The sequence below is a fragment of the Streptomyces viridifaciens genome (genome assembly GCF_001888885.2).
Lineage (GTDB): Bacteria > Actinomycetota > Actinomycetes > Streptomycetales > Streptomycetaceae > Kitasatospora > Kitasatospora aureofaciens.
The window spans coordinates 5,159,603-5,181,464 of record NZ_CP090841.1 but is presented as its reverse complement, the minus strand read 5'-3'; the positions used below and the strand labels follow the sequence as shown (position 1 = coordinate 5,181,464).

General features: G+C 71.9%; 20 protein-coding genes, 1 tRNA gene and 2 pseudogenes. 11 read left to right on the top strand and 12 right to left on the bottom strand.

The genetic code is table 11. The features are described 5' to 3' along the window. Nucleotides 1-144: 144 nt before the first annotated feature. Genes BOQ63_RS30340 through BOQ63_RS30325 form a run of 4 tightly spaced genes read left to right on the top strand, consistent with a single transcriptional unit; the run spans nucleotide 145 to nucleotide 2,735 of the window. Entirely contained in the window at nucleotides 145-1,155 is a 1,011-nt protein-coding gene (locus BOQ63_RS30340; protein ID WP_072655268.1) for an ABC transporter ATP-binding protein, read from the top strand. Then, entirely contained in the window at nucleotides 1,152-1,916 is a 765-nt protein-coding gene (locus BOQ63_RS30335) for an ABC transporter permease (RefSeq protein ID WP_197697997.1), read from the top strand. The genes BOQ63_RS30340 and BOQ63_RS30335 overlap by 4 nt, the downstream gene beginning before the upstream one ends. 40 nt (nucleotides 1,917-1,956) lie before the next feature. Beyond that, complete coding sequence (locus BOQ63_RS30330; RefSeq protein WP_030288764.1) at nucleotides 1,957-2,421, top strand: hypothetical protein; 465 nt, start codon at nucleotides 1,957-1,959, stop codon at nucleotides 2,419-2,421. Then, entirely contained in the window at nucleotides 2,418-2,735 is a 318-nt protein-coding gene (locus BOQ63_RS30325; RefSeq protein ID WP_030555513.1) for a winged helix-turn-helix domain-containing protein, read from the top strand. Before BOQ63_RS30330 ends, BOQ63_RS30325 begins: the two co-directional genes overlap by 4 nt. Nucleotides 2,736-2,770: 35 nt before the next feature. Here BOQ63_RS30325 and BOQ63_RS30320 read toward each other — a convergent pair whose 3' ends face one another. Both BOQ63_RS30320 and BOQ63_RS30315 read right to left on the bottom strand, forming a co-directional pair. Next, nucleotides 2,771-3,226 (bottom strand): hypothetical protein, encoded by a 456-nt coding sequence (locus tag BOQ63_RS30320; RefSeq protein WP_223886076.1) that lies wholly within the window; start codon nucleotides 3,224-3,226, stop codon nucleotides 2,771-2,773. A 510-nt stretch (nucleotides 3,227-3,736) separates the two neighbouring features. Continuing rightward, nucleotides 3,737-5,005: a L,D-transpeptidase gene (locus BOQ63_RS30315; RefSeq protein ID WP_051747173.1), complete on the bottom strand. Its 1,269-nt coding sequence runs from the start codon at nucleotides 5,003-5,005 to the stop codon at nucleotides 3,737-3,739. Nucleotides 5,006-5,211: 206 nt separating this feature from the next. Between BOQ63_RS30315 and BOQ63_RS30310 the strand changes: the two are divergent. From BOQ63_RS30310 to BOQ63_RS30300, 3 genes and pseudogenes are all read left to right on the top strand, one after another. Then, nucleotides 5,212-5,541, top strand: a pseudogene (locus tag BOQ63_RS30310) (helix-turn-helix domain-containing protein); the annotation flags it as partial. Nucleotides 5,542-5,835: 294 nt separating this feature from the next. Then, nucleotides 5,836-6,576, top strand: a complete 741-nt coding sequence (locus BOQ63_RS30305) for a hypothetical protein (RefSeq protein ID WP_223886338.1) — start codon at nucleotides 5,836-5,838, stop codon at nucleotides 6,574-6,576. Between the two features lie 184 nt (nucleotides 6,577-6,760). Further along, nucleotides 6,761-7,049 (top strand): annotated as a pseudogene (locus BOQ63_RS30300) (tyrosine-type recombinase/integrase); the annotation flags it as partial. Nucleotides 7,050-7,117: 68 nt separating this feature from the next. Here BOQ63_RS30300 and BOQ63_RS30295 read toward each other — a convergent pair. Continuing rightward, nucleotides 7,118-7,192, bottom strand: a tRNA-Val gene (locus BOQ63_RS30295). 148 nt (nucleotides 7,193-7,340) lie between these two features. Here BOQ63_RS30295 and BOQ63_RS30290 point away from each other — a divergent pair. Both BOQ63_RS30290 and BOQ63_RS30285 read left to right on the top strand, forming a co-directional pair. After that, the gene (locus BOQ63_RS30290) at nucleotides 7,341-8,714 is read left to right on the top strand and encodes a hypothetical protein (protein WP_223886075.1); all 1,374 of its coding nucleotides are present in this window, start codon (nucleotides 7,341-7,343) and stop codon (nucleotides 8,712-8,714) included. Between the two features lie 22 nt (nucleotides 8,715-8,736). After that, on the top strand, nucleotides 8,737-8,967 hold the full coding sequence (locus BOQ63_RS30285) for an FmdB family zinc ribbon protein (protein WP_030288775.1): 231 nt from the start codon (nucleotides 8,737-8,739) through the stop codon (nucleotides 8,965-8,967). 100 nt (nucleotides 8,968-9,067) lie between these two features. Here BOQ63_RS30285 and BOQ63_RS30280 read toward each other — a convergent pair whose 3' ends face one another. The 3 genes from BOQ63_RS30280 to BOQ63_RS30270 all read right to left on the bottom strand — a co-directional run bounded on the left by BOQ63_RS30280 (nucleotide 9,068) and on the right by BOQ63_RS30270 (nucleotide 13,725). Next, entirely contained in the window at nucleotides 9,068-9,880 is an 813-nt protein-coding gene (locus tag BOQ63_RS30280) for a hypothetical protein (RefSeq protein WP_030288777.1), read from the bottom strand. Then, nucleotides 9,880-12,393 carry a phosphoribosyltransferase gene (locus BOQ63_RS30275; protein ID WP_030288780.1) on the bottom strand — a complete coding sequence of 838 codons (2,514 nt, stop codon included), beginning with the start codon at nucleotides 12,391-12,393 and terminating at the stop codon, nucleotides 9,880-9,882. Before BOQ63_RS30275 ends, BOQ63_RS30280 begins: the two co-directional genes overlap by 1 nt. Before the next feature lie 138 nt (nucleotides 12,394-12,531). Beyond that, on the bottom strand, nucleotides 12,532-13,725 hold the full coding sequence (locus BOQ63_RS30270) for an HpcH/HpaI aldolase/citrate lyase family protein (protein ID WP_030555509.1): 1,194 nt from the start codon (nucleotides 13,723-13,725) through the stop codon (nucleotides 12,532-12,534). A gap of 318 nt (nucleotides 13,726-14,043) precedes the next feature. Here BOQ63_RS30270 and BOQ63_RS30265 point away from each other — a divergent pair, with 318 nt between their 5' ends. Beyond that, nucleotides 14,044-15,327, top strand: a complete 1,284-nt coding sequence (locus BOQ63_RS30265; RefSeq protein WP_150476174.1) for a TerD family protein — start codon at nucleotides 14,044-14,046, stop codon at nucleotides 15,325-15,327. A 51-nt stretch (nucleotides 15,328-15,378) separates the two neighbouring features. Here BOQ63_RS30265 and BOQ63_RS30260 read toward each other — a convergent pair whose 3' ends face one another. Beyond that, nucleotides 15,379-16,134, bottom strand: a complete 756-nt coding sequence (locus BOQ63_RS30260; protein ID WP_030287527.1) for a Tellurium resistance — start codon at nucleotides 16,132-16,134, stop codon at nucleotides 15,379-15,381. A gap of 373 nt (nucleotides 16,135-16,507) precedes the next feature. Between BOQ63_RS30260 and BOQ63_RS30255 the strand changes: the two genes are divergently transcribed. Further along, nucleotides 16,508-17,683 (top strand): DUF2637 domain-containing protein, encoded by a 1,176-nt coding sequence (locus BOQ63_RS30255; RefSeq protein WP_030287529.1) that lies wholly within the window; start codon nucleotides 16,508-16,510, stop codon nucleotides 17,681-17,683. Between the two features lie 83 nt (nucleotides 17,684-17,766). Here the strand turns inward: BOQ63_RS30255 and BOQ63_RS30250 are convergent, their stop codons facing one another. From BOQ63_RS30250 to BOQ63_RS30230, 5 genes are all read right to left on the bottom strand, one after another. Further along, a complete protein-coding gene (locus BOQ63_RS30250; RefSeq protein ID WP_030287531.1) occupies nucleotides 17,767-18,861 on the bottom strand; it encodes a DUF475 domain-containing protein in 1,095 nt (364 codons plus the stop codon). 161 nt (nucleotides 18,862-19,022) lie between these two features. Further along, complete coding sequence (locus tag BOQ63_RS30245; RefSeq protein ID WP_030287533.1) at nucleotides 19,023-19,601, bottom strand: TerD family protein; 579 nt, start codon at nucleotides 19,599-19,601, stop codon at nucleotides 19,023-19,025. Nucleotides 19,602-19,806: 205 nt separating this feature from the next. Continuing rightward, nucleotides 19,807-20,382: a TerD family protein gene (locus tag BOQ63_RS30240; protein WP_030287535.1), complete on the bottom strand. Its 576-nt coding sequence runs from the start codon at nucleotides 20,380-20,382 to the stop codon at nucleotides 19,807-19,809. A 235-nt stretch (nucleotides 20,383-20,617) separates the two neighbouring features. After that, on the bottom strand, nucleotides 20,618-21,076 hold the full coding sequence (locus tag BOQ63_RS30235) for a peroxiredoxin (RefSeq protein WP_030287537.1): 459 nt from the start codon (nucleotides 21,074-21,076) through the stop codon (nucleotides 20,618-20,620). 301 nt (nucleotides 21,077-21,377) lie between these two features. After that, on the bottom strand, nucleotides 21,378-21,818 hold the full coding sequence (locus BOQ63_RS30230; RefSeq protein ID WP_030287538.1) for a DUF3052 domain-containing protein: 441 nt from the start codon (nucleotides 21,816-21,818) through the stop codon (nucleotides 21,378-21,380). Nucleotides 21,819-21,862 lie beyond the last annotated feature (44 nt).

Sequence of the window (21,862 nt, the reverse complement as noted above, 5' to 3'; positions counted from 1 at the left end):
GATGCCAGTCTGAAATACGCAAGCTGCGGGACTCGACTCAGAAAAGACTCGGCCCAACAAGGCCCGGCCGATCAAGGCCCGGCCCGTCAAGGCCCGACTCAGCAAGGCCCGACTCAGCGAGACGCGACGAGAGGCTGACGCGGAATGCCGGCACACGACCCAGCGATCCTGTTCGAGAACGTCACCAAGCGCTATCCGGGACCACACGGGGAAATCTCCGCCATCCGGGGAATCAGCCTGACCGTCCGTCACAGAGAGGTCTTCGGACTCCTCGGCCCCAACGGTGCCGGGAAGACCACCAGCATCGAGACCTTGGCGGGCTTACGCCACCCGACCGAGGGAAAGGTCCTCGTCCTGGGCTTCGATCCGGTCGGTCAGCGGGACGAAATTCGCAAACACGTGGCCATCCAGCCGCAGCAGGCCGCCCTGTTCGAACAACAGACGGTGGCCGAACTCCTCCGCGTCTGGGCCTCGTTCTATCCCGCCCCGGACACCCCCGACTCCATCATCGCCCGGATGGGCCTCCAGGACTCGCGGAACGTCAGGGTCGCGAAGCTCTCCGGCGGCCAACGGCAGCGACTGCTCGTCGGTACCGCACTGATCTCCCGTCCGCGGGTGCTGGTGCTCGACGAGCCGTCGACCGGCCTCGACCCCAACGCCCGGCAGGACCTGTGGAGCGCCATCCGCGACTTCCGCAAGGCGGGTGGCACGGTCCTGCTCTCCACCCACTCGATGGAGGAGGCCGAAGCGCTCTGCGACCGGGTGGCGATCCTCCACAAGGGTGCGGTCGTGGCCTGCGGAGCGCCCGCGGACCTGATCGCCGAGCACGCCCCCGAACGGGAGTTGCACTTCAGCATCCCGACCGGTGGCGATCTCACCCTCCTGCGGAACCGGGCCGGGATCACGCAGCTCAGTGCACACGACGTCGACGGCCGCACCCAGGTGACGGTCCGCACCACGGATTCCGACGCGGTGGTCGGCCTGCTCGCCGGCCCGATCGGCGCACGTAACATCCAGATCAAGGAGGCCGGGTTGGAAGCGGTCTTCCGCCGGCTCACCGGAACCGACTTCGACGGCAACGACGGCATCCGAGGCACCGACGATGCGGAACGCGTCGGTGCGGAACACGTCGATGCGGAAAGCGTGGCATCGTGACCACCTCCTCCGCCACACGCGAACTGGCCCTCCTGCACGCGCGCGAACTCCTGCGGGACCGCCGGTACTTCTACTTCGCGCTGTTCTTCCCCTTCGGAATGACGGGGATCTTCCTGACCATCGGCGCCATCGCCCCCAAGAGCTCCGGCACGCCGGACTTCATGCAACTGGTGATCCCGATGGCGCTGTTCCTGGCCGTCACCAGCACGGCTCTGACCGTCACCACCGGCCCGCTGGCCAACCTGCGCTCCAAGGGCACGCTCCGACTGCTCGGAACCACCCCCGTCGGCCGGGCGCGACTGGTGTTCACCCACATGTCCGCCCGGATCGTCATGGTCGTCTGCCAGGCGCTCGCTCTGCTCGTCCTCGCGTACGCCATGGGAAAGGTCGAGGCGAGTCGGCTCCCAGCCCTGTTCGGCATCACCCTCCTCGGCCTCGCCATGTTCGGCGGAATCGGCTACCTGATCGGCGGAAGGCTGTCCTCTCCCGACGCCGCCACGAACGTGGGCACCCTCGTCCAGCTCCTGTCACTGTTCCTGAGCGGCCTGGCCTTCCCCCTGCACCTCATGCCCGCGGCCCTCGCCAAGACCCTCAGCGTCCTGCCCACGACGTGCTTCGCGGACCTGATGACGACCCAGATGTCCGCCGGAGAGCCGTACCACCCGGCGTGGCTCTCCGCCTCGGTCGTCGCCGTCACCGCGGTGGCCGTCACGTTCCTGGCCGTCCGCACGTTCAGGTGGGACCAGGGCGAGGCCGGATAGTTCCGGCCGGTCACGGGAACCACCAACCAGTGCGAAAGCCATGAAGGAAGAGAAGGAAGAAGGCGTAACGGTGGACAAGCAGGAAGCGGAGCAGGCGCTCGCCTCGGCCGAAGTGCTGGCCTCGCGGATGCGCAGGGGTGCCCGGTCCCATGTCGTCGGCGTCGTCCTGCTGGGCCTCGCGATGATGGTCTCGACGGCCGTGTACGGGTTACTGATCCAGCCGTCCACCCGGTACTCGATGCCGTTCGGGCTCCTGTTCCCCCTCCTGTTCCTGGGCATCTACACGGCGACGCGCCCGGTCGTACCACGGCACCACCGGGCGCGGTACGCCGTCATCACCTCGGCCGGAGCAGGTATCTACAGCCTCACCGTGCTCATCGGTACCGTAAAATTCTCCGGCGAGCCGCTGTGGTGGCTGCCAGGAGCGGTCCTGTGCGCCCTTCCGTTCTTCCTGGTCGCACTCCTGGACCACAGAGCCAAGCCTGCCGGATCGGGAAACACATGAGCCATCCACGGTGGTCACTCGACACCGTCATACACGCGCCGATCCGGCTCTCGATCACCGCCGCACTGGCCGCAGTCGACGAGGCCGACTTCAAGTCCATCCGCGAGGCGGTCGAGATCACGGACTCGGCGCTGTCCAAGCAGATCGCACTGCTGGAGGAGGCCGGATACGTGCAGGTGCGCAAGACCTTCGTCGGAAAGCGCGGCCGCACCTGGCTCTCCCTCACCAAGGCCGGCCGGACAGCACTGGACCGCCACCTGAACGCCCTCCGGGAGATCGCCGGCTGGGACGCCGAGGACACCCGGCCGCACTGAGCACCCCAAACGGCCGGGGGTCGGTCCCGGCACCGTCAGGAAATGCGCTCTCGTGCTCGGTCGTCCAAGTTCCCCTCCACCCGAAGGACCCTCCGGGCCTCGGCGATGACCTCCGCGTCGATCTCGTCGACCGTGCGACCGGTCACCCGGAGGAGGTCGTACTCGTCGTCGAGCGATGACAGGCCAACAGCCAGCTCCAGGTCATACCCGAACCGCCGCTGGACTTGAGCGGCCAGTTCACGGGGAGTGAGCCGACCATCCAGCATCAGGGAGGCCAGGAGACGAACCCCGGCTTCGGAAGCCTCGTCGCTTCCGAAGGTGTAGTACGTCAAACCCTGCTCTTCGAGAGCGGCCGGCAGCAGGTTCGGAAGCTCTCGGTCTGCCTCCGCCTTCTCGCACGCGGCCAGAGCACGCAAGGCCGGGCCGTCCAAGCCGGTCGCCAGTGCATCGCAGGCCGCGAGAACGACCTCATTGGCGGAGCCCGTGCCCACGCTCCACCGCGCTGCTTGCTCCTGAAGCCGAGCGGCACTCTCTTCCCTGGAAGTCACACACCCATGATCCCCGACGGGTCCCAGCGGCAAAGCCGGCCTCATGTCCGGACGGGCCACGGCAGTACCGCAGTACCCGGGCCCGCGCCGTCTACCAGCACATGACCAGCGACCGGCACCGCGCCATCGCCGACCGTACGGGCCGTCCGCCAGGCCCTCGACGAGCGGAGGGCGGCGCCGGGGGGCATCTGGCACGCCGGTGGCACGGAACGAGTAGAACCTGGAAACGCTCAAGGGCCAGTTCGAGGATCAAGCCTCCGAACCGGCCCTTCGCGCTGGTGGGCGCGGACGGTTTCGAGCCGCCGACATCCCTGGCCTGGTGACCAGGCCCCGGGCCGCCGAGGCCGTTGATCGGTCACGTGATCGATCGATTCATGAGGACCTCGACCGACTGAACGGCCGCCAGGCCGGCCCGGTGCGCCGGGCGGAGGACGGCTGCTCAGCGGGCGGGTGCTACCAGTTGGCCCAGGAGACGTTCCAGCCGCCGAGGCCGTTGTCGGGAGAAACGGTCTTCTCCTTGGTGTTCACCACCGTGACGACGTCGCCGATCAGCGAGCTGTTGAAGAACGACCCGGCGGGGGAAGTGTCGCTGCCGCCCTCCACGTCCTTGAGCGAGACGCAGCCGTGGCTCGTGTTGGCCTTGCCGAACAGGTCGACCTTGTACCAGTAGTTCCCGTGGACGTAGGTGCCGCTCGTCGTCAGCCGCATCGCGTGCGGGGCGTCGGGGATGTCGTACTCGTCGCCCAGGCCGACGGTCTGGGAGTTCATGTGGGTGACCTTCTCCTTGGACATGATGACCATGGTCCCGCCCCAGGAGGGATGCTTGTCGTCGCCGAGGGTGGCGGGCACGGTGGTGGACTTGCCGTCCCGCCTGATCGTCATCTGGTGCGCGGCGGCGTCTGCGGTGGTGACCTGTGACCGGCCGATGGTGAACGGTTCGTCCTTGTCGACGTCGCCCCACACACCGGGGGCGACTTCGACGTTCTTCAGCCGGTAGTGGACGGTGACCTTGGTGTTCGGCTTCCAGTAGTCCGCCGGGCGGAAGTCGATCCGGTTGTCGCCGAACCAGTGGCCCTTCACCTCCGTCCCGTTGTCCGTTTCGAAGGTGATGGCCTTGGCGACGGCGTCCTTGTTCACGATCCCGCTGCTGAACTCCACCTTGACGATCATGCCCACCCCGTAGGTATGGCCGTCAGCGATGTTGTCGTCGGTGGACACCTGCTTGCCGGGCAACGCGGTGGTGAAGGCGCTGGTGGCTGCGGCGATCAGACCCTCGGCGTCCTTGGCCTGGGCGTTCACCGTGTACGCCGCGCCGGGGGCGAGCGCGGCGGCGGGCTTCCAGCCGGTACCGTCCGCCGTGATCGAGCCCTGGACGGGCTTGCCGTCCTTGTCGGTCACGTCGACGGCGGTGAGCTTGCCGTGGGACACCGACACCTGGAGCGCGGTCGGTGCGACTCCCCGGGCCCCGTCCTTCGGCTCCACGTCCAGCACTGCGGTCGACGTCTTCGGCGCGGCCGTGGCCGCCGTCCCGCCGGGGGCGCCGGGCGTGGCGGGGGTGGCAGAGGTGACGGGGCCGGCGGCGTCAGCGCCCTTGTCCCGGCCGTCGCCGTCGCCGCAGGCCGCGGACATCAGCAGGACCCCGCCCACCGCCAGCGCCACCACACCGCGGTGGAATCGGTCGTTGGTGCGTATCGCGGCCCGGGCCGCCCGAACAGTGCTCACAGTTGCTCCCTCCAGGTGTTTCGCCGTCAGCTTGTGCGCCGGTTCGTCCCCGCCGCAACGGTGGGCCGGCGATCTGGGACGCGGGGACGCCTCTACCCTGTTTGAGCTGGGAAGACGTAACCTTCCTGGGACGCGCCGGCAGGGGCTCGGGATGGCGCGGCCGGCGCCGCCGGCGACCTTGGGGGAACCGTGAGACGGTCTGCGGCGTGCTTGCCTGCCGGAGCTCACGTCGGGTCGGAGTCCCGGCGATCCGGTTGCCGGCGACGGGCCGGATCACCGCGGCGGTAGCTCCGAGGGGGTTCGCGAACGGGTGGAGGATCAGTGCGGAGGGGACCGGGGAGTTGAGGGAGGCACAGGAGATCGCACGGCTGCTCCAGGAACTGAAGAGCCGTTCGGGTCTCAGTTACGGCGTGCTGGCGAAGCGACTGCACGTGAGCACGTCCGCGTTGCACCGCTACTGCACCGGCGACGTGATGCCGGTGGAATTCGATCCGCTGGAGCGCCTCGCGCGGTTGTGCCGGGCGACCCCGGAGGAGCGCACCGAGCTCTACCGGCTGTGGGTCGTCGCCCACACGTCGCGGGGGAACCGGCAGGCGTCCGCACCCGCCCCCGCGCCGAAGGCCCCGCCAGCGGTTGCGGGGACGGCACCGGAACCGGAACCGGCACTGGCGTCGGCACCGGCACCGGCACCGGTCGCGTGTCCGGTCCCCGAACCGGAACCGGAAGCACGACCGGCCGCCGAAGGCGTCGTGGAGATCGGGACGGCCGCCCCTGCGCGTACCCCCGCCGTGCCGTCACGGCGGCGAGTACACCGGGGCCTACTCGCCGCCGTGACGGCCACCGCCATCCTCGCCGCCCTCGGGGCCGTCGCCACCGGACTGAAGACTCACCCGAGCGGTGACCCCACGTCCGCTCCGGCCCCGGCGGCGGACGCCGGGGCGACCGGCGCCGTGGACCGGGGTGCGAGTGCCCCGATCACCGTCACGGTCCGCCCGTCCCGCCGGGACGACCCCGAGTGCGACAAGTACGTGATCGACCGCCCACCGTCGGAAGTCCCCCGCCCGCCCGCGGTGGCGGACGCCCCCGCCTGGGCCGCCAAGACCGGTGCGGTCCCCGGTCAGTACCAGTCGATCGAGCTCATCGTGCAGGGCACCGGCAGCGACACCGTCGTGCTGACCGCCCTCAACGTCCGCATCGCCCGGATCGCGGCCCCGCTGCCCTGGAACGCCTACTCCATGGGCGAGGGCTGCGGCGGCGGAGTCGGCGTCCACTCGTACGACCTCGACCTGGACGCGGCCCACCCCCGCCCGGTGGTGTTCGAGGGCAGCACCGGCCTGCCGCTCAAGGTGAGCGAGCGGGACCCGGAGGTCATCGAGGTCAACGCCGCGACCACCTCCCATGACGTCAGCTGGTACCTGGAACTGGAGTGGTCCAGCGGCAACCGGACGGGCACGCTGACCATCGGCCCCGGCGCGGGCATGCCCTTCCGCACCAGCGCGCTCAAGGGCCGGCCGCTGTACAGATACCCGCCCGGCGGGAAGGCCTGGGAACCAAGCCCCTTCCAGGAGTGACGGGACGTCCTCCGCCGACCGGCCGGCGGAGGACGTCAACCGCGCCTGCCGGGCGTCCGGGCATCGGCGCCGGGGGTGAGGCTGTCCTGCTCCCCGCGCGTCGCGGCGCTCCGCGCCTATCGCCAAGCCGGTTCTCGTGCACGACCGCCACGTACCCCTCGATCCGGCGGACCTGTGGCACGGATTCACCACCCGGACCGGCCGGCCGCTCGAGCCCCGGAACCTCAGCCGGTCCTTCGGAGCGGACCGGTGCAGACACCGGTCTGCCGCGCATCCGCCTCCACGACACGCGGCACGGCTGCGCGACCATCCTGTTCGCCGCCGGCGTCGCCCCGCGGGTGGTGATGGAGATCCTGGGGCACTCCCAGATCGCCGTGACCATGAACGTCTACACGCACGTCTCGGAGGAGACGCAACGCGAGGCCCTCGGGCACATGGACCGCTTGCTCAAGAGGCGCCGCAAGACCGACTGACATCAGCGGTTGCCGTCAATCAGTGCAGTCAAAAGGCCCGCAGCGTGATCGCTGCGGGCCTTTTGTGCTGGTGGGCGCGGACGGTTTCGAACCGCCGACATCTGCTTTGTAAGAGCAGCGCTCTACCACTGAGCTACGCGCCCCCGGTCGTGGCCCGGTGGGCGCACGACGAGAGCTTAGGGTACCTGGTCCGGAGGGGTGGTGTGGTGTGGGGCGGGCCCCGGGGTGCCGCCGGGTGGGGCGGATCGGGGAGAATGGCGCTGGATCAGCGGGTCGAGCAGGGAGCGCGCAGTGGCGGTGGCCGGCGGGAGCGGGCAGCGGGGGCGGCGTCGGGCGGAGAGTGCGCTGGGCGATGCGCTGGTGTTGCCGGTGGTGCTGGCGGGTGCGTTGGGGGCTGTGGGGCTGGCGTCGGCGGGCAGTGGCGGCTGGTGGGGTCGGCGCGGGGCCGGGGAGGGCGTGCGGGCGGAGGCCCAGGAGGCCCGGGCCGCGGCGCAGGAGGCGTTCTACGAGCTGGACGAGACGCAGCGCGAGGTGCAGCTCGCGGTGGAGACCGTCCGGGCCGGCGAGGAGGGCGCGGGGGCGCAGCGGCTGCTGGCCGAGTTGCCGGCGATCTCCGGCCGGGTCGAGCAGGTCACGGTGAACTACCTGGCTGCCCTCGACGCCCATGACCTGGACAACGAGGCCCTGGACGCCGGTTCCGCCGCCCAGGCGCGGCGCCTGCTGGAAGACGTGAAGGGCCAGCTGCGCTCCGCCCGCGCGGAGCTGACCGACTTCCTGCGTCGCCTCCAGCCCACCGTCCAGCACGCCGAGCAGCAGCTGATGCGGGTCGCCCCGGCCGTCGAGCAGGCCAAGCGCGCGCTGTTGCAGGCCACCACCACGCTGGACGAGGTCCGCGGCGTCGGGTTGCGGGCCGACGAGCCGGCGGCCCGGCTGGCCGAGCTGGCGCCCGAGTTGGGGCGGCTGAACGAGGGCGCGGCCCGGCACGGCGTGGCCGCCACGCTGCAGCGGGCCGAGGACGTGAGGCGGCGGGCGGAGGCGATCAGCGCGGACGCCGCCCAGCTGCCCGAGCGGGCCCGCGAGCTCGACCGGCGGGTGTCGAGCCTGCGGACCAGGATCCAGGCGCTGGAGACCAAGGCGGCGACCGTCGACCCGGCGCTGAGCGAGCTGCGCCGCCGGTTCAGCACCGCCTGCTGGCAGGACCTCCAGCCGGTGCCGGAGCAGGTCGCCGAGGCCGGCCGGGCCGCGGAGCGCAAGCTCGCCGAGGCCGCCCGGGCCCGGGACGAGCAGCGCTGGGCGGACGCCACGGCCGCGATCGGTACGGTCCGCGCGCTGCTGGACACCGCGGACGGCTCGGTCCAGGCGGTGAACGACCGGCTGCGGCAGCTGAACGAGGTGCAGCACGACCCGAACCGGGAGGTCGAGCGGGCCCGCTTCGCCGTGCGGGACGCCCAGCGCCTGGCGATGGCGGGCCGCAGCGCGCCGGACCCGCGGCACGCCGCGCCGCTGGACGAGGCGGTGGCCCGCCTGGACCGGGCGGTGGCGACGCTCCAGGCGGCCGGCCGGCACCCCGACTACTGGTACTTCCTGACCGAGCTGGCGGCGGTGCGGGAGACGGCGGCGCGGGTGATCGGCCTGATCCGTGGAGACCTGGGCCAGCACCGCTGAGCGAGGTGGGTACCCTGCCGGTATGCCACGCTACGACTTCCGCTGCCGCTCCTGCGGAGCCACCTTCGAGCTCAGCCGCCCGATGGCGCAGGCCAATGACCCCGCCGCCTGCCCGCAGGGCCACCAGGACACCGTGAAGCTGCTGTCCACCGTCGCCGTGACCGGAGCCGCTGCGGGCGGCACGGCTGGCGGCGCGCCGCAGCAGCAGGCCCCGGGCGGGGGCGGGTGCTGCGGCGGCGGGTGCTGCGGCTAGGACCGGAACAGATTCCCGGGCCAGGGCCGGGCAGGCTCCGGGGCCAGGGCCGGGCAGGCTCCGGGGCCAGGGCCGGGCAGGCCCTGGCCGACCGCGGCGGCTAGCCGGCCGCAGCGGCCGCGTGGAACCGACGGACGATCTCCTCCCCCGCCGCCACCCCCACCTCCGCGAGGGCGGTGACGCCGGGGGCCGTCCATCCGCAGTCGGCCAGTTCGCCGTGCCCGGGGTGCCATGCGGCGTCGGCGGCGAGCAGCAGGTCGGCGTCCAGCAGCGAGTCCCCGGCCGCCAGCACGGTGCCCGCGCCGCTGCGGTGGAGGACCTCGGCCAGCGCCGCGCTCTTGCACAGCGGCTGCGGCACGGCGTAAACCTTGCGGCCCTGCAGCGAGACCCGCCAGCCGTGTTCGGCGCACCAGCCGGTCAGTTCGGCCAGCCATCCGTCGGGCAGCCGGTCGCGCTCGACGACCAGGTAGGCGAACAGCTCGTCGGCGACCCGCCGCTTGCGGGTCCACTCCGGGTCGGCGCGGAGCGCGAGCTGCCGGACGACCTCCTCCGTCGGCGCCGAGCCGGCCGCGATCCGGGCCGTGATCTCGCGGCGCCAGTCCGGGTCCGGCTCGCCGTGCACCAGCAGCTGTCCGCCGTTCGCGCAGATCGCGTAAGCCGGCTGCGGGCCGGGCAGGTTGACCCGCCGGTACTGCTCGACGGTCCTGGTGGTGGCGGGCACGAAGCCGGCCGTGCGGCCCAGCTCGGTCAGCAGCGCGGCCGCCCGCTCGGTCAGGTAGGACAGCGGCCGCCCGTCCAGCACCTCGACGCAGAGCAGCCGCGGGGCCGCCCGGTCGGGGCCGTCCAGGGCCAGCGCCCGCTCGGAGTAGATCAGCGTACGGTCGAGATCGCTGGCCACCAGCGCACCGCTCATCAGGACTCCCTCCCCCGCACGGCCAGCCCGCCGGCCCCCGTCGCGCCCCGACTGTAGCGGGGGTGGACGAGGCCCACGCAGCTGTACGGCAGCCCGTCCACCTCCTCGACCGGGACTCCGCGCTGCGCGGCGAGAAGGCGTACGTGGTCGAGGTCGGCACCGGCGCCGCGTCGGGCCAGCACCCGCCAGGGGACGCGTCGCAGCAGCACCCGGGTGGTCTCGCCGACCCCGGGCTTCACCAGGTTGACGTCGTCGATCCCGTACTCGGCGCTGATCCGCTCGACGGCGGCCCAGCCGGCCCAGTCGGGGGCGCGGTCCGGGTCGGTGGCCAGCCGCTCGGCGCCTTCGACCGCGGCCGCGCGGACGTCGCCGAAGCACGCGGCCACCGTGGACAGGAAGGCCTCCGACACGTCGCCGCCGGCCAGTTCGGCGTAGTGCTTGGCCCCGTGGAAGTCGTCCGGCCCGATCAGCCCGGCGCGCAGCACGGTGCGCGAAACCAGCCCGGAGACCGTGGAGTTGAGGCAGGCGGAGGGGATCAGGAAGTCGTCCCGGGTGCCGTGGGTGCGCACGCAGCGGCCGGGGTCGGCGAGCACCGCGAGGTCCGGGTCGAAGCCGGTGCCGGCCAGGGCGTCGGCGAGTTCGCGGGTGATCGCACCCTTGCCGGTCCAGCCGTCCACGAACACCACGTCCGCTGCCCGGTGGTGGGCCGCCAGGTAGCGCAGGGCGACCCGGTCGATGCCCCGGCCGCGCACGATCGACACCGCGTAGTGCGGTACGTCCAGGCCGTGGGCGAAGGCCAGCCAGCGGCGCACCAGGATGCCGACCGGCGTCCCGGCCCGGGCCAGCGAGGCCAGCACCAGTCCGGGGCCGCGCTCGCGCAGCAGCGTCTCGGCGACGGTGCCGACGGCGAGCGCGATCCGGCCGGCGGAGCCGCGCAGCGCCCGGTGGAACAGCTCCTGGTACTCGGGGCTGGGGCGGTACTCGACCGGCAGCGACTCGGCGTAGTGCGCGCCGCCGTTCTGGACGGCCTCCTCGCGCTCCTCGGTGGGGGCCTCCAGCCGGACGCCGGAGAGGTCCTTGAGCAGCCAGGCCACGTCCTCCGGGCGGTACGAGGAGAACGCCGGGCCGTACAGCGGGCTGGGCAGCGGGCCGGACGGCGAGCTGGACAGCGGGCCGGACGGCGAGCTGAGCAGCGGGCCGGACGGGGCAGCCGGCTGGTGCGACGGCAGTACCGCGAGGACCACCCGGCCGGTGACCTGCCGCAGCTGGCGCAGCAGCGCGTACTCCCCCCGGTACAGGGCCGGGGTGTCGGCCACGTCGTCCACCACCAGCACCACGGCGTCGAAGCGGCGGGCCCCGTCGGCGCCGGGGGCGACGTTGTAGACGTAGCGCTCGCGCGGGGCGCCGTCCTGCGGGTCGTCGTGGGCGGGGAAGGCCAGCCGGGTGCGAATGGCGTAGCCGGGGTCGTCCACGGCGAGGACGGGCGAGCGGGTGGTGGTGGAGTAGCGGACGCGGTCGCCGCCGAGCCGCTGGCCGAGCGCCTCGGCCAGCCGCAGCGGCGCGTACATCAGCTCCTCGAAGCCGAGCACCAGCACCCGCTCCGCCGCGCCGGACTGAGCCTGCGCACCGTCCAGGGCCGTCGCCAACTGCTCGGCCAACGACGGCAGTACGGCGTCCAGCCGCTCGCGGTCGCGGGCGGTGAAGCCGTGCCGGCCGCCGTCCGGCAGCCCGGCGGGCCAGTCCAGTTCGACCCGGACCAGCGGGGCGGGGTCGACGGCCGGGGGCGGGGCGGTCGGGGGCACCGCGGCGATCAGCCGCTCGGCCCGCGCCACGATGTCCTCGGGCAGGTCGACGCCGCCGCTCGCGGTGGCCACCACGTCGAGCCGGGCGCCGAGTTCGGCGGCGGCCGCGGCGAGCCGGCGCCGGTCCTCGGCCGGGCGCAGGTCGACCAGGGCGACCAGCACGTAGTGGTCGCGCGGGTGGCGGCCGTGCAGTTCGCGGATGGTGTTGAGGACGGTCCGCCCGGTCGACAGCTCGTCGTCCACCAGCACCAACGGGCCACCGCCGGCCAGCAGTTCGGGGTCGGCGGGGAGCAGCAGGTGCCCGGTGGCGTGCGAGTGTTCCTCCTCGAAGCCACCGAGCGGGGGGATCCCGGGGACGGCGCGGCGGGTGGAGTGCAGGTAGGGCGCGTCGAGGCCGTCGGCGACGCTGTGGCCGAGGCCGGTGGCCGTCTCCGCGTAGCCCAGCACGACGGCCCGCCCGGCCGCCTCGTCGCCGAGCAGTTCCTTGACCCGGCGGCCGAGTTCGAGCCCGGCGCCGTGCACCACGGCGGGCCGCTGCGGGACGTGCTTGCCGAGCACGCTGGAGACCAGCAGGTGGGCGCGCCTGGGGTTGCCGGAGCGCAGGGCCAGGCCGACGAGTTCGGGCAGGCGCTCCGATCCGGTCAGCGCCACCCCGGCCCGCTCGGCGACCCAGCGCCCGGTCCACGTGGTCTGCTGAATACTGCTCGTCACTGCTGGTCCCGCCTTCGATGGTGCTGATCAGGTCGTGCGTGTCGGTCAGAGGTCAGTCGGTCAGAGGTCAGTCGGTCAGAGGCCAGTCGGACGCCGGTCGGTCGGAGGCCGGTCGGGGCTCGGTCGCTCAGGGGTCGGTCAGCCGCACAGACAGGCCGACAGGAGCTCCGCGAAGCTCACGTCCTCGCGGGCGACCCCGAAGACCTCCGCCCGCAGCAGCACCCGTTCCGCCCAGGCGCGGTGCGGCCGGGCCTCGTTCATCTTGTTCGTGTACGCCGAGCGCAGTACCCCGCCGCCGTCCTGCTCCTGCCGGAGGATGTCGCGGGCGTCGCAGTACTCCTCGTGCGTGACCACGGAGAGCGCGTGCACCGCGGGGACGTGGCTGGGATGGATGCAGGTCTTGCCCAACAGACCGTTGGTGCGGTCGAGTTCGACCTCGCGGATGAGCCCGTCCAGGTCGTGCTCGATGATCCGGCGGCGGACCTCCTCACCGGAGGCCCGGGCCGTCCCGGCGCTCGCCGCGAACGGGGTGCGGCGCAGCTGCGGCTTGAACATCCGCTCCTGCACCGGGAAGTACTCCCAGACCGGTCCGGTCACGGTGTACCCGGTGCCGTCCGCCCGGCCGAGCACGTTGACCACGTCCCCGATCACCGCCGCGACCAGCGCCACGTCGTACGCGGTGAGGTCGGGCGAGCGCCGCAGCCCGTAGGCGGAGCACAGGTCGGTGACGCCGAGCCGGACGGCGAGCACCCGTTCACGGTGGGCGGCGAGCAGCTCGGCGATGCCGAAGAGCTGCTCGCGCCTGGTCTCCAGGTGGGCGAGTTCGGGCGATTCCAGGACGGGCATGGCGAACAGCCGCCGCCCGGTGGCGGCCTCGGCGGCGGCGAGGGCGGCCAGGTAGGCACCGCCGTCCTCGGCCGTGAACTTGGGCAGCACGAAGCCGCTCAGCAGCCCGACGGCGGGGCCGAGTCGTTCGGCCAGGTCGAGGATCTGCGCGGCGGTGCGAACCCTGATGAAGAGAAGTGGATGATCCTGTGTGCAGTCGGTGAAATCACTGACCAGGTCGGCGATCTGTTCGACCAGGTTCCGCTCGCCCGCGTCCACCTCGTGGTCGGCGATCGCGTCCTCCAGGCAGAGCACCATCGAAACCACGCCCCGAGCAGCCAGTTTGCGGATGTCGGCGGCCAGTGCGGGCCTGGTGGCGGGGCTGTAGAGGGTGCCGCCGAGGGCGGTGGCGAGCACCGCGGGCTCGCTCTGCGCGGTGAACGTCCGCGGCTGCTCCAGGAACAGCCGGGCGCGGACGTCGTCGGCGAGGTGGCCGAAATGGCGCAAGGTGGTCTCCTCGGGGATGGACGGCCTCCGGCCCGCGGTTTCACCTGGACGCACCGCCGGCGGACTCCCTTCCGCCGACCCTGCGGGGGCCTGTTCGAACGCCCATCGTACGGACGGATTCCGGCCGTTCCCCACGCCGGGGCACTGAACTCCCGGAACATCGGGCGCCCTCGGCGCCCAGGGGGACGATCATCCGACGGTCGTGGGACCGCGCGCGGCAAACCTCGGCCAACCGCAAGTCTTGGCAAAGTCCGCCCCCGCTGAGGCGCTCCGGGTCACGTTGTCCGAAGCGGTGGCGAACAGGCAGGATGGTCCGCTATGACGCACGTGATGGCCAAGGGCGCCAACATCGCACTGCCGGCGGCGGCGGTCCGCGCCGTGCTGCGCTGGAGCGCCACGCCCGGTGCGCCGGACGTGGACGCGTCCGCGCTGCTGCTCGGCGCCAACGGCAAGGTCCGTTCGGACGCCGACTTCGTCTTCTACAACCAGCCGCGGCACCCCTCCGGGCTGGTGCGACACCTGCCCAAGCAGCACACCTCCGGCGGTGCCGAGATCATCGACACGGTCGAGGTCGAGCTCGCCAAGCTGCCCGTCGAGGTGGACCGGGTGGTGCTGGCCGGCTCCTCCGAGGGCGGCCCGTTCCGCGCCGTCCCCGGGCTGCGGCTGCTGCTGTTCGACGCCGCGAGCGGCGAGGGCGCGGTGCCGCTCGCCGAGTTCGCGATCGAGGACGCCGAGAGCGTCACCGCGCTCGTCGCGGCCGAGCTCTACCGGCGCAACGGCAGCTGGAAGCTCCGGGCGATCGGCCAGGGCTACACCTCCGGCCTGATCGGCCTGGCCACCGACTTCGGCATCACCGTCGACGACGAGGCGGAGGAGGCCGCGGCGGCTGCGGCCCCGGCGCCCGCGTCCACCTCCGGCCCCACCGGCGCCGTCGACCCGCGCGCCACCCCGCTGCGCGACCCCCGCTCGGAGGCCCGCCCTGACGCCCGGCCCGAGCCCGGCACCTTCACCCTGAGCCCGGCCGTCCCGCACCCCCAGTCCCACCCCCAGCCGCCGGCGCAGCCCACGACCGCCCCGGCCCCGGCCAACACCGGCGCCGCCGCCGCGACCGGCCCGACGACCCCGCCGCCCGCCGCTCCGCCGACCCCTCCCCCGCCGCCCACCACCCCGCCGACCATGACGCCCCCGCCGGTGGCCCCGCCCACCGCGCCCCCGAACGTCCCGCCGGCCCCGCCCGCCCCGCCGACCCACCACCCGGGCGGCTACGGCTACCCCCAGCAGCAGCCGGGCACGGGGTACGGCTACCCGCAGCAGCAGCCATCGACCGGTTACGGCTACCCCCAGCCCGCCCAGCCGTACCCGCCGCAGCCCCAGCCGGGCGCCGGCTACGGCTACCCCCAGCCGAACCCGCCCATTCCCTCGCAGCAGCACCCCGGCAGCTACGGCTACCCGCCCCAGCAGCTGCCCGGCACCGGCCAGCAGCCGCCCGTCCCGCCGCAACCCTCCGTTTCGGCCCAGGCCCCGGCTCAAGCTCCGGCCCCGGCCCCGGCCGGCGAGGAGTTCGCACTGCCCCCGCAGGGCCCGCAGTTCCAGCCCCACTGAGCCAGCCACCCCGACGGGGCCGCCGCAGCACCACAACGGCCCCGCCGGAGCTCAGTCCGCGCGCCCCGGCTGCTGCCCCTTGTACCCGCGCTGCCACTGCATCCCGAAGCCGTACAGCCGGTCGATGTCCGCCTGGAACCCGTTGACGTACCGCACCTCACGGCGCACCATCAGCTGGTTGTCCCCGGCGTTCTCGATCAGCACCACCGCGCAGGAGCGCGCCGCCCGGGCCCGCTCGTCCAGCTTGATCTCGATCCGCGGCCCGCTCTGCGGGACGATCGTTATCACCGCGTGGGTCTGCTCGAAGGCCGGGGTGCCGTCGTAGATGTAGACGAAGATCAGCAGCCGCTTGAACTTCTCCTTCTTCTCCAGGTTGACGTACATCGTCTCGCCGGACGGCGCCCCGTACTGGTCGTCGCCGCTGAGCTTGATGTACGGCGGTTCGCGCAGGTCGCCGAAGAGTTCGCCGAGCGGCTGCACCACGCCCCGGGTGCCGTCGGAGAGTTCGTACATGCAGGCCAGGTCGAGGTCGACGTTCACCTGCTCGTTGCCCCCCGGTGAGTCCGGCTCCAGCGGGCTCAGGATCCGCGGGCTGAAGAAGCGCTTGACGGTGTCCCGGGTGCTCGGCCGTGTCGCGCCCGAGCGCATGGTCCAGTGCAGGTTGACGTAGAGGTAGCCGGTGGTGGCCGCCGAGCCGGTGAGCGCGTGCTGCGGCGCCGACTTGGTGAGCGTGACCTTGTGCTGGGCACCCGGATTGTCGAAGGTGTAGCTCCTGTCCCCGCGCAGGTACTCCCAGATCGAGACCATCCAGTCCTCTCCCCCTGCCACCGTCGGACGAACTGACGAACCGACGACCGATCCGCCGGTCCATGATCGGGCATCGGCCCGGGCGACGGATACCCGGACCTCCCCTTTCCTTACCCCGTACGGCCGTTCACGTCCATCCGTGACGCGAACCGGTGAGTCGATTGGCCCGGGGAAGCCGCCCTCCCGTAACATGCCGCCCCTTCGGACGCGATATCGTCTTGCCGCACAGGTGTCCCGTCCGCCCCCGCGCGGGCGCGGTGGGCACACCGTGCGGTGACGAACGGCCCGTCAGGCGGTTCCCGCTCGGCGGGCCCTGACCGCCTGTGTCGCACTGTGAACCTGTCCCCTGCGGAAACCCGAGGCCCGACCCGCAATGAACCTGACCTCCATACAGCTGGTCTGGACCGTCATCGGCGGCGCAGCCCTGCTGTTCGTCTCCGTCCTGTTGGCGACGCTGCGATTCAAGAACTCGAAGAAGGACGAGTCCGCCGACTCCTGGGAGCGCAGCGAGGACCGCCGCCGCCGCAAGGAGATGATCTACGGCATCTCCTCGTACACCCTGCTGTTCTGCTGCGCCGGTGTCGCGGCCGCGCTGTCGTTCCACGGCCTGGTGGGCTTCGGCATCGAGAACCTCGGCCTGTCCAACGGCTGGGAGTACCTCGTCCCGTTCGGTCTGGACGGCGCCGCGATGTTCTGTTCGGTGCTCGCCGTCCGCGAGGCCAGCCACGGTGACGCCGCGCTCGGTTCCCGCCTGCTGGTCTGGGTGTTCGCGATCGCCTCGGCCTGGTTCAACTGGGTGCACGCCCCGCGCGGTCTGGGCCACGCCGGCGCCCCGCAGTTCTTCTCCGGCATGTCGATCTCGGCCGCGATCCTGTTCGACCGGGCGCTGAAGCAGACCCGCAAGGCCGCGCTGCGCGAGCAGGGCCTGGTGCCGCGTCCGCTGCCGCAGATCCGCATCGTCCGCTGGCTGCGCGCCCCGCGCGAGACCTACGCGGCCTGGTCGCTGATGCTGCTGGAGAACGTCCGCAGCCTGGACGAAGCGGTGGAGGAGGTGCGCGAGGAGCGCCAGGCGAAGATGGACGCCAAGGTGCGCGCCCGTTCCGCCGACCGCCGCGAGCGGGCCGAGCTGAAGGCCATCTCCCGCCAGGGCGGCATGCTCGCCCGGGCCCGCGGCGGGCGTCAGGTGCCCGCGCTCACGGCTGCCGGAGACGGCCCGAGCGCTACGGAGCCTGCCCTAGCCGCCGGGAGCGACCGCGCCACCCCGATCGGCCAGGACCCGTTCGCCCCGATGACCGCGCGCAGCTCGTCCGCCTCGACGAGCCCGCTGGAGCCGACCGCCCTGGACGCCGGCCGCCCCCGCGCCGCCGTGGGTTCGTCCTACTCCTTCTCCTCCTCCGCGAGCGGCTCGACCAGCGGCTCCACGAGCGGCTCGGCCTCGTCCTCCCACCGCTCGACGATCGACCTGACGGTCGACGACGACACCCTGTCGATGCCCAAGCTGGACTCGCTGGAGCGCAAGCTGCGCGCGATCGAGCAGCAGCTGGGCTGACCCGGCACCGCAGAACGAAGCGCGACGGCCGCCCCGGGAGACCCCGGAGGCGGCCGTCGCGTTTCGCCGTGGCCCGGCACGGGTTACTGCCCGCTGCCGACCAGTTCCTTCTCGTCCTCCGGGGCCTCGCGCCGGTTGCGCATCATCGAGGAGGCCAGGGCCAGCCCGATGAAGGCGACACCGATCAGGCCGGTGACGATCTCCGGGATGTGGTACTTGATCCCGACCAGCAGGATCACCGCCAGCGCGCCGATCGCGTAGTGGGCGCCGTGCTCCAGGTAGACGTAGTCGTCCAGGGTGCCCTTGCGGACCAGGAAGACGGTCAGCGAGCGGATGTACATCGCGCCGATGCCGAGGCCCAGGGTGATCTGGAAGATGTCGTTGGAGATCGCGAAGGCACCGACCACGCCGTCGAAGGAGAACGAGGCGTCCAGCACCTCCAGGTAGAGGAACAGGAAGAAGGCGGCCTTGCCGGCCACCTGGACGACCGACTTGCCGGACTTCTCCGCCTCCTCCTCGCGCTCGGCCTCCTCCTCCAGGCCCGATTCGAAGATGGAGGAGAGGCCGCTGACCGCGAGGTAGGTGATCAGGCCGAGCACACCGGCCAGCAGAACGGTTTCAGCGTGCTCCGCCGCGAAGAAGCGCGAGGCGAGCACCAGCGCGACCAGGGCGACGACGCTGGAGAGGGCGTCCAGCTTGCCGACCTTCTCCAGCGGGCGCTCCAGCCAGCCCAGCCAGTTGTGCTCCTTCTCGTCGAACACGAAGTCCAGGAAGATCATGAGCAGGAAGACGCCGCCGAAGGCCGCGATGGCCGGGTTGGCCGCCTCCAGGTACTGGCCGTAGGTCAGGCCGTCGTGGGTCTTGTCGGAGTGCAGGGCGAGGTCGATGACCGTCGCCGGATTGAGCTTCGCGGTGAGGCCCACGACCAGCAGCGGGAAGACCAGCCGCATCCCGAAGACGGCGATCAGCACACCGACCGTCAGGAAGATCTTCTGCCAGTACGGGTTCATCCGCTTCAACACCGTGGCGTTGACCACTGCGTTGTCGAAGGACAGGGAGATCTCCAGGATGGAGAGGATCAGCACGATGCCGAAGCCTTGGGCTCCCCAGAGCAGTCCGGCCGCGATCAGGCCTACTGCGGTGATCGCGAACGACCAGCCGAATGTGCGGAGGAACACGGGAGTTGGCTACCTTTCGGGTTCTGGCCGTGCCGGGGGCGGCCTGGTCCCGAGACGCCCGACCGGGCCGGGCCCGGTCAGGTCACCCCCGCACTGCCCTCTGTTCTCATGATCGTTGATCGTTGATCGTCGATCGGGTGCGATAAGTCCGATTTACACCCTCACTGTACGTTGACGCCGAAGTCGAGCGCGATCCCGCGCAGGCCGGAGGCGTAGCCCTGGCCCACCGCGCGGAACTTCCACTCACCCGCGTACCGGTACAGCTCGCCGAAGATCATCGCGGTCTCGTTGGACGCGTCCTCGGACAGGTCGTAGCGCGCGATCTCCTGGCCGTCGACGGAGTTGACGACCCGGATGTAGGCGTTGCGGACCTGCCCGAAGTTCTGCAGCCGGGCCTCGGCCTCGTAGATCGAGACCGCGAAGACCACCTTGTCCGCCTGGGCCGGAACCAGCTCCAGGTTGACCAGGACCAGCTCGTCGTCACCCGTGTCGTCGCCGCCCACGAGGTTGTCGCCCTGGTGCTCCACCGAGCCCTCGGGGCTCTTGAGGTTGTTGTAGAAGACGAAGTACTCGTCACCGAGCACCCGTCCGCCACCACAGATCAGGGCGCTCGCGTCGAGGTCGAACGGTGCGCCCGTGGTCGAACGGGCGGACCAGCCGAGGCCGATCTGGACCTGCGTCAGGTTCGGCGCGGCCTTGGTGAGCGAGACGTTCCCGCCCTTGGCGAGCGTGACCACCATGGTGTTCTTCCTCCCTTGCTTCTCCCGGGGCGCCTTACAGGTGTAGTCCCCCGCGGCCCCGGCCGGCCCGCTTCGGCCGGCTGAACTTCCTGAACTCACATACTCGCAGCGCCACGGACCCCGACGAAGTCGGGGCGGCCCCGGACCGCTGGGGTCCGGGGCCGCCCCGGGGATCCGGCGCAAAACCCTTGCGCCGCAGGGGGACTCAGACGTTGACGCCGAAGTCCTGGGCGATGCCGCGCAGGCCGGAGGCGTAGCCCTGGCCGATGGCGCGGAACTTCCACTCACCGCCGTTGCGGTACAGCTCGCCGAAGACCATCGCGGTCTCGGTGGAGGCGTCCTCGGAGAGGTCGTAGCGCGCCAGCTCCGCGTTGTTCTCCTGGTTCACCACGCGGATGAACGCGTTGCGCACCTGGCCGAAGTTCTGGCCCCGGTTCTCGGCGTCGTAGATCGACACCGGGAAGACGATCTTCTGCACGTCCGCCGGGACGCCGGCCAGGTTGACCTTGATCGCCTCGTCGTCGCCCTCGCCCTCACCCGTCCGGTTGTCACCGGTGTGCTCCACGGAGCCGTCCGGGCTCTTCAGGTTGTTGAAGAACACGAAGTTGCCGTCCGAACCGACCTTGCCCTGCTCGTTGCAGAGCAGCGCGCTGGCGTCCAGGTCGAAGTCCGTCCCGGTGGTGGTCCGGACGTCCCAGCCCAGGCCGACCACGACGGCCTGGAGCCCGGGGGCCTCCTTGGTGAGCGAGACGTTTCCGCCCTTGCTGAGGCTGACTCCCACTTGTCCTCCAAGAATCAGGAGGCACCGGCCGGTGCCCCCGGTGGTGCGGTTCGAGGCGCCGACCGCCGAAAACGGACGTACGCCCCACTCCGCCAACGGCCCGAGCGTAGTACCGGGTTCCCGCACGCACGGCCGAACGGGCGACGCGGACGCGTCGCGCGGGCCGTACGGGGCCGGCCGGCGGGCCGCACGCAGCGGGCGCACGGGACCGGACGCGCGTCGGGCCGGACGGCCCTCAGAGGCCGGCCAGGACCTTCAGGTACTCCTGCTCGTCCCGCGCGTCCGGGAGGCCGTTCACGACGCTCCAGCGCACCGTCCCGGCCCTGTCGATCACGAAGGTGCCGCGCAGCGGGCAGCCCTTCTCCTCGTCCAGGACGCCGTACGCGCGGGCGACCTCGCCGTGCGGCCAGAAGTCGGCCAGCAGCGGGAACTCCAGGCCCTCCCGGTCGGCGAACACGCGCTGGCCGAACTGCGAGTCGCAGGAGACGCCGAGCACCTGGACGTCGTCGTTCTGCAGCCCGGCCAGCTCACGCTGGATCGCGCCCAGCTCGCCGGTGCACACGCCGGTGAAGGCGAACGGGTAGAAGACCAGGACGACGTGCTTGCGGCCGCGGAAGTCGGCCAGCCGGACGGTCTCCCCGTGCTGGGTGCGGAGCTCGAAGTCCGGAGCCGGGGTGCCGACCTCGATGGCCATGAGCGGGACCTTTCTGATCTGACGCGAGCGGGCCGCGCGACGGGCGCGGCAGGCGCCATCCTCGCATCCGTTCACCCGCGTTCCGCCGAACGGATGACCCGCTCCGCCGGGAGGCCCGTCCTTCCGCCCTGAGCGAACGCGCGAGCGGGGCCGTGGAAACGCGCCCCGGGGACGCGCCCCGGGAAACGCACCCGGGGAAACGCGCTCCGGGAACCGTGCCCGGGGGCCAGACCCGGGAAACGCACCGGGCCCCGCCGGAGGAGGTCTCCGGCGGGGCCCGGCACGGGGCTCAGGGGTCCGCTCAGCGCTGCTTGGGCTGCTTCGCCGTGGACTTGGTCGCCAGACGGGTGGCCGCCCAGTCCTTGGCGATCGCGATCGAGCTGGTCTGCGAGAGACCGGCGGTCTTCGCCGCGTCAGCGATGTCGGAGGCCTCGATGTGGCCGTCCCGCCCGGTCTTGGGCGTCAGCAGCCAGATCAGACCGCCCTCGGCCAGGTATTCCAGGGCGTCGACGAGGGCGTCGGTGAGGTCCCCGTCGTCGTCGCGGTGCCACAGCAGGACGGCGTCCGCGACGTCGTCGTAGTCCTCGTCGACGAGATCCGTCCCGGTGATCTCCTCGATGCCCTCGCGGAGATCCTGGTCAGTGTCGTCGTCGTACCCCAGCTCCTGGACGATCTGGCCCTCTTCGAAGCCGAGACGGGTCGCCGGGTTGGACTTGTCCGCGGGGTCCGCGGTCGCGCTCACGGGAATAACCTCCAGTATTCGGCTCGGCATCCATGCCGAGGCTG

Bases quoted from the DNA above. Each gene is read 5' to 3' on its own strand.
- BOQ63_RS30340 (WP_072655268.1), top strand. From the start codon at position 145: ATGCCGGCACACGACCCAGCGATCCTGTTCGAGAACGTCACCAAGCGC.
- BOQ63_RS30330 (WP_030288764.1), top strand. From the start codon at position 1,957: ATGAAGGAAGAGAAGGAAGAAGGCGTAACGGTGGACAAGCAGGAAGCG.
- BOQ63_RS30325 (WP_030555513.1), top strand. From the start codon at position 2,418: ATGAGCCATCCACGGTGGTCACTCGACACCGTCATACACGCGCCGATC.
- BOQ63_RS30285 (WP_030288775.1), top strand. From the start codon at position 8,737: ATGCCACGCTACGACTTCCGCTGCCGCTCCTGCGGAGCCACCTTCGAG.
- BOQ63_RS30280 (WP_030288777.1), bottom strand. From the start codon at position 9,880: ATGAGCGGTGCGCTGGTGGCCAGCGATCTCGACCGTACGCTGATCTAC.
- BOQ63_RS30265 (WP_150476174.1), top strand. From the start codon at position 14,044: ATGACGCACGTGATGGCCAAGGGCGCCAACATCGCACTGCCGGCGGCG.
- BOQ63_RS30260 (WP_030287527.1), bottom strand. From the start codon at position 16,134: ATGGTCTCGATCTGGGAGTACCTGCGCGGGGACAGGAGCTACACCTTC.
- BOQ63_RS30255 (WP_030287529.1), top strand. From the start codon at position 16,508: ATGAACCTGACCTCCATACAGCTGGTCTGGACCGTCATCGGCGGCGCA.
- BOQ63_RS30245 (WP_030287533.1), bottom strand. From the start codon at position 19,601: ATGGTGGTCACGCTCGCCAAGGGCGGGAACGTCTCGCTCACCAAGGCC.
- BOQ63_RS30235 (WP_030287537.1), bottom strand. From the start codon at position 21,076: ATGGCCATCGAGGTCGGCACCCCGGCTCCGGACTTCGAGCTCCGCACC.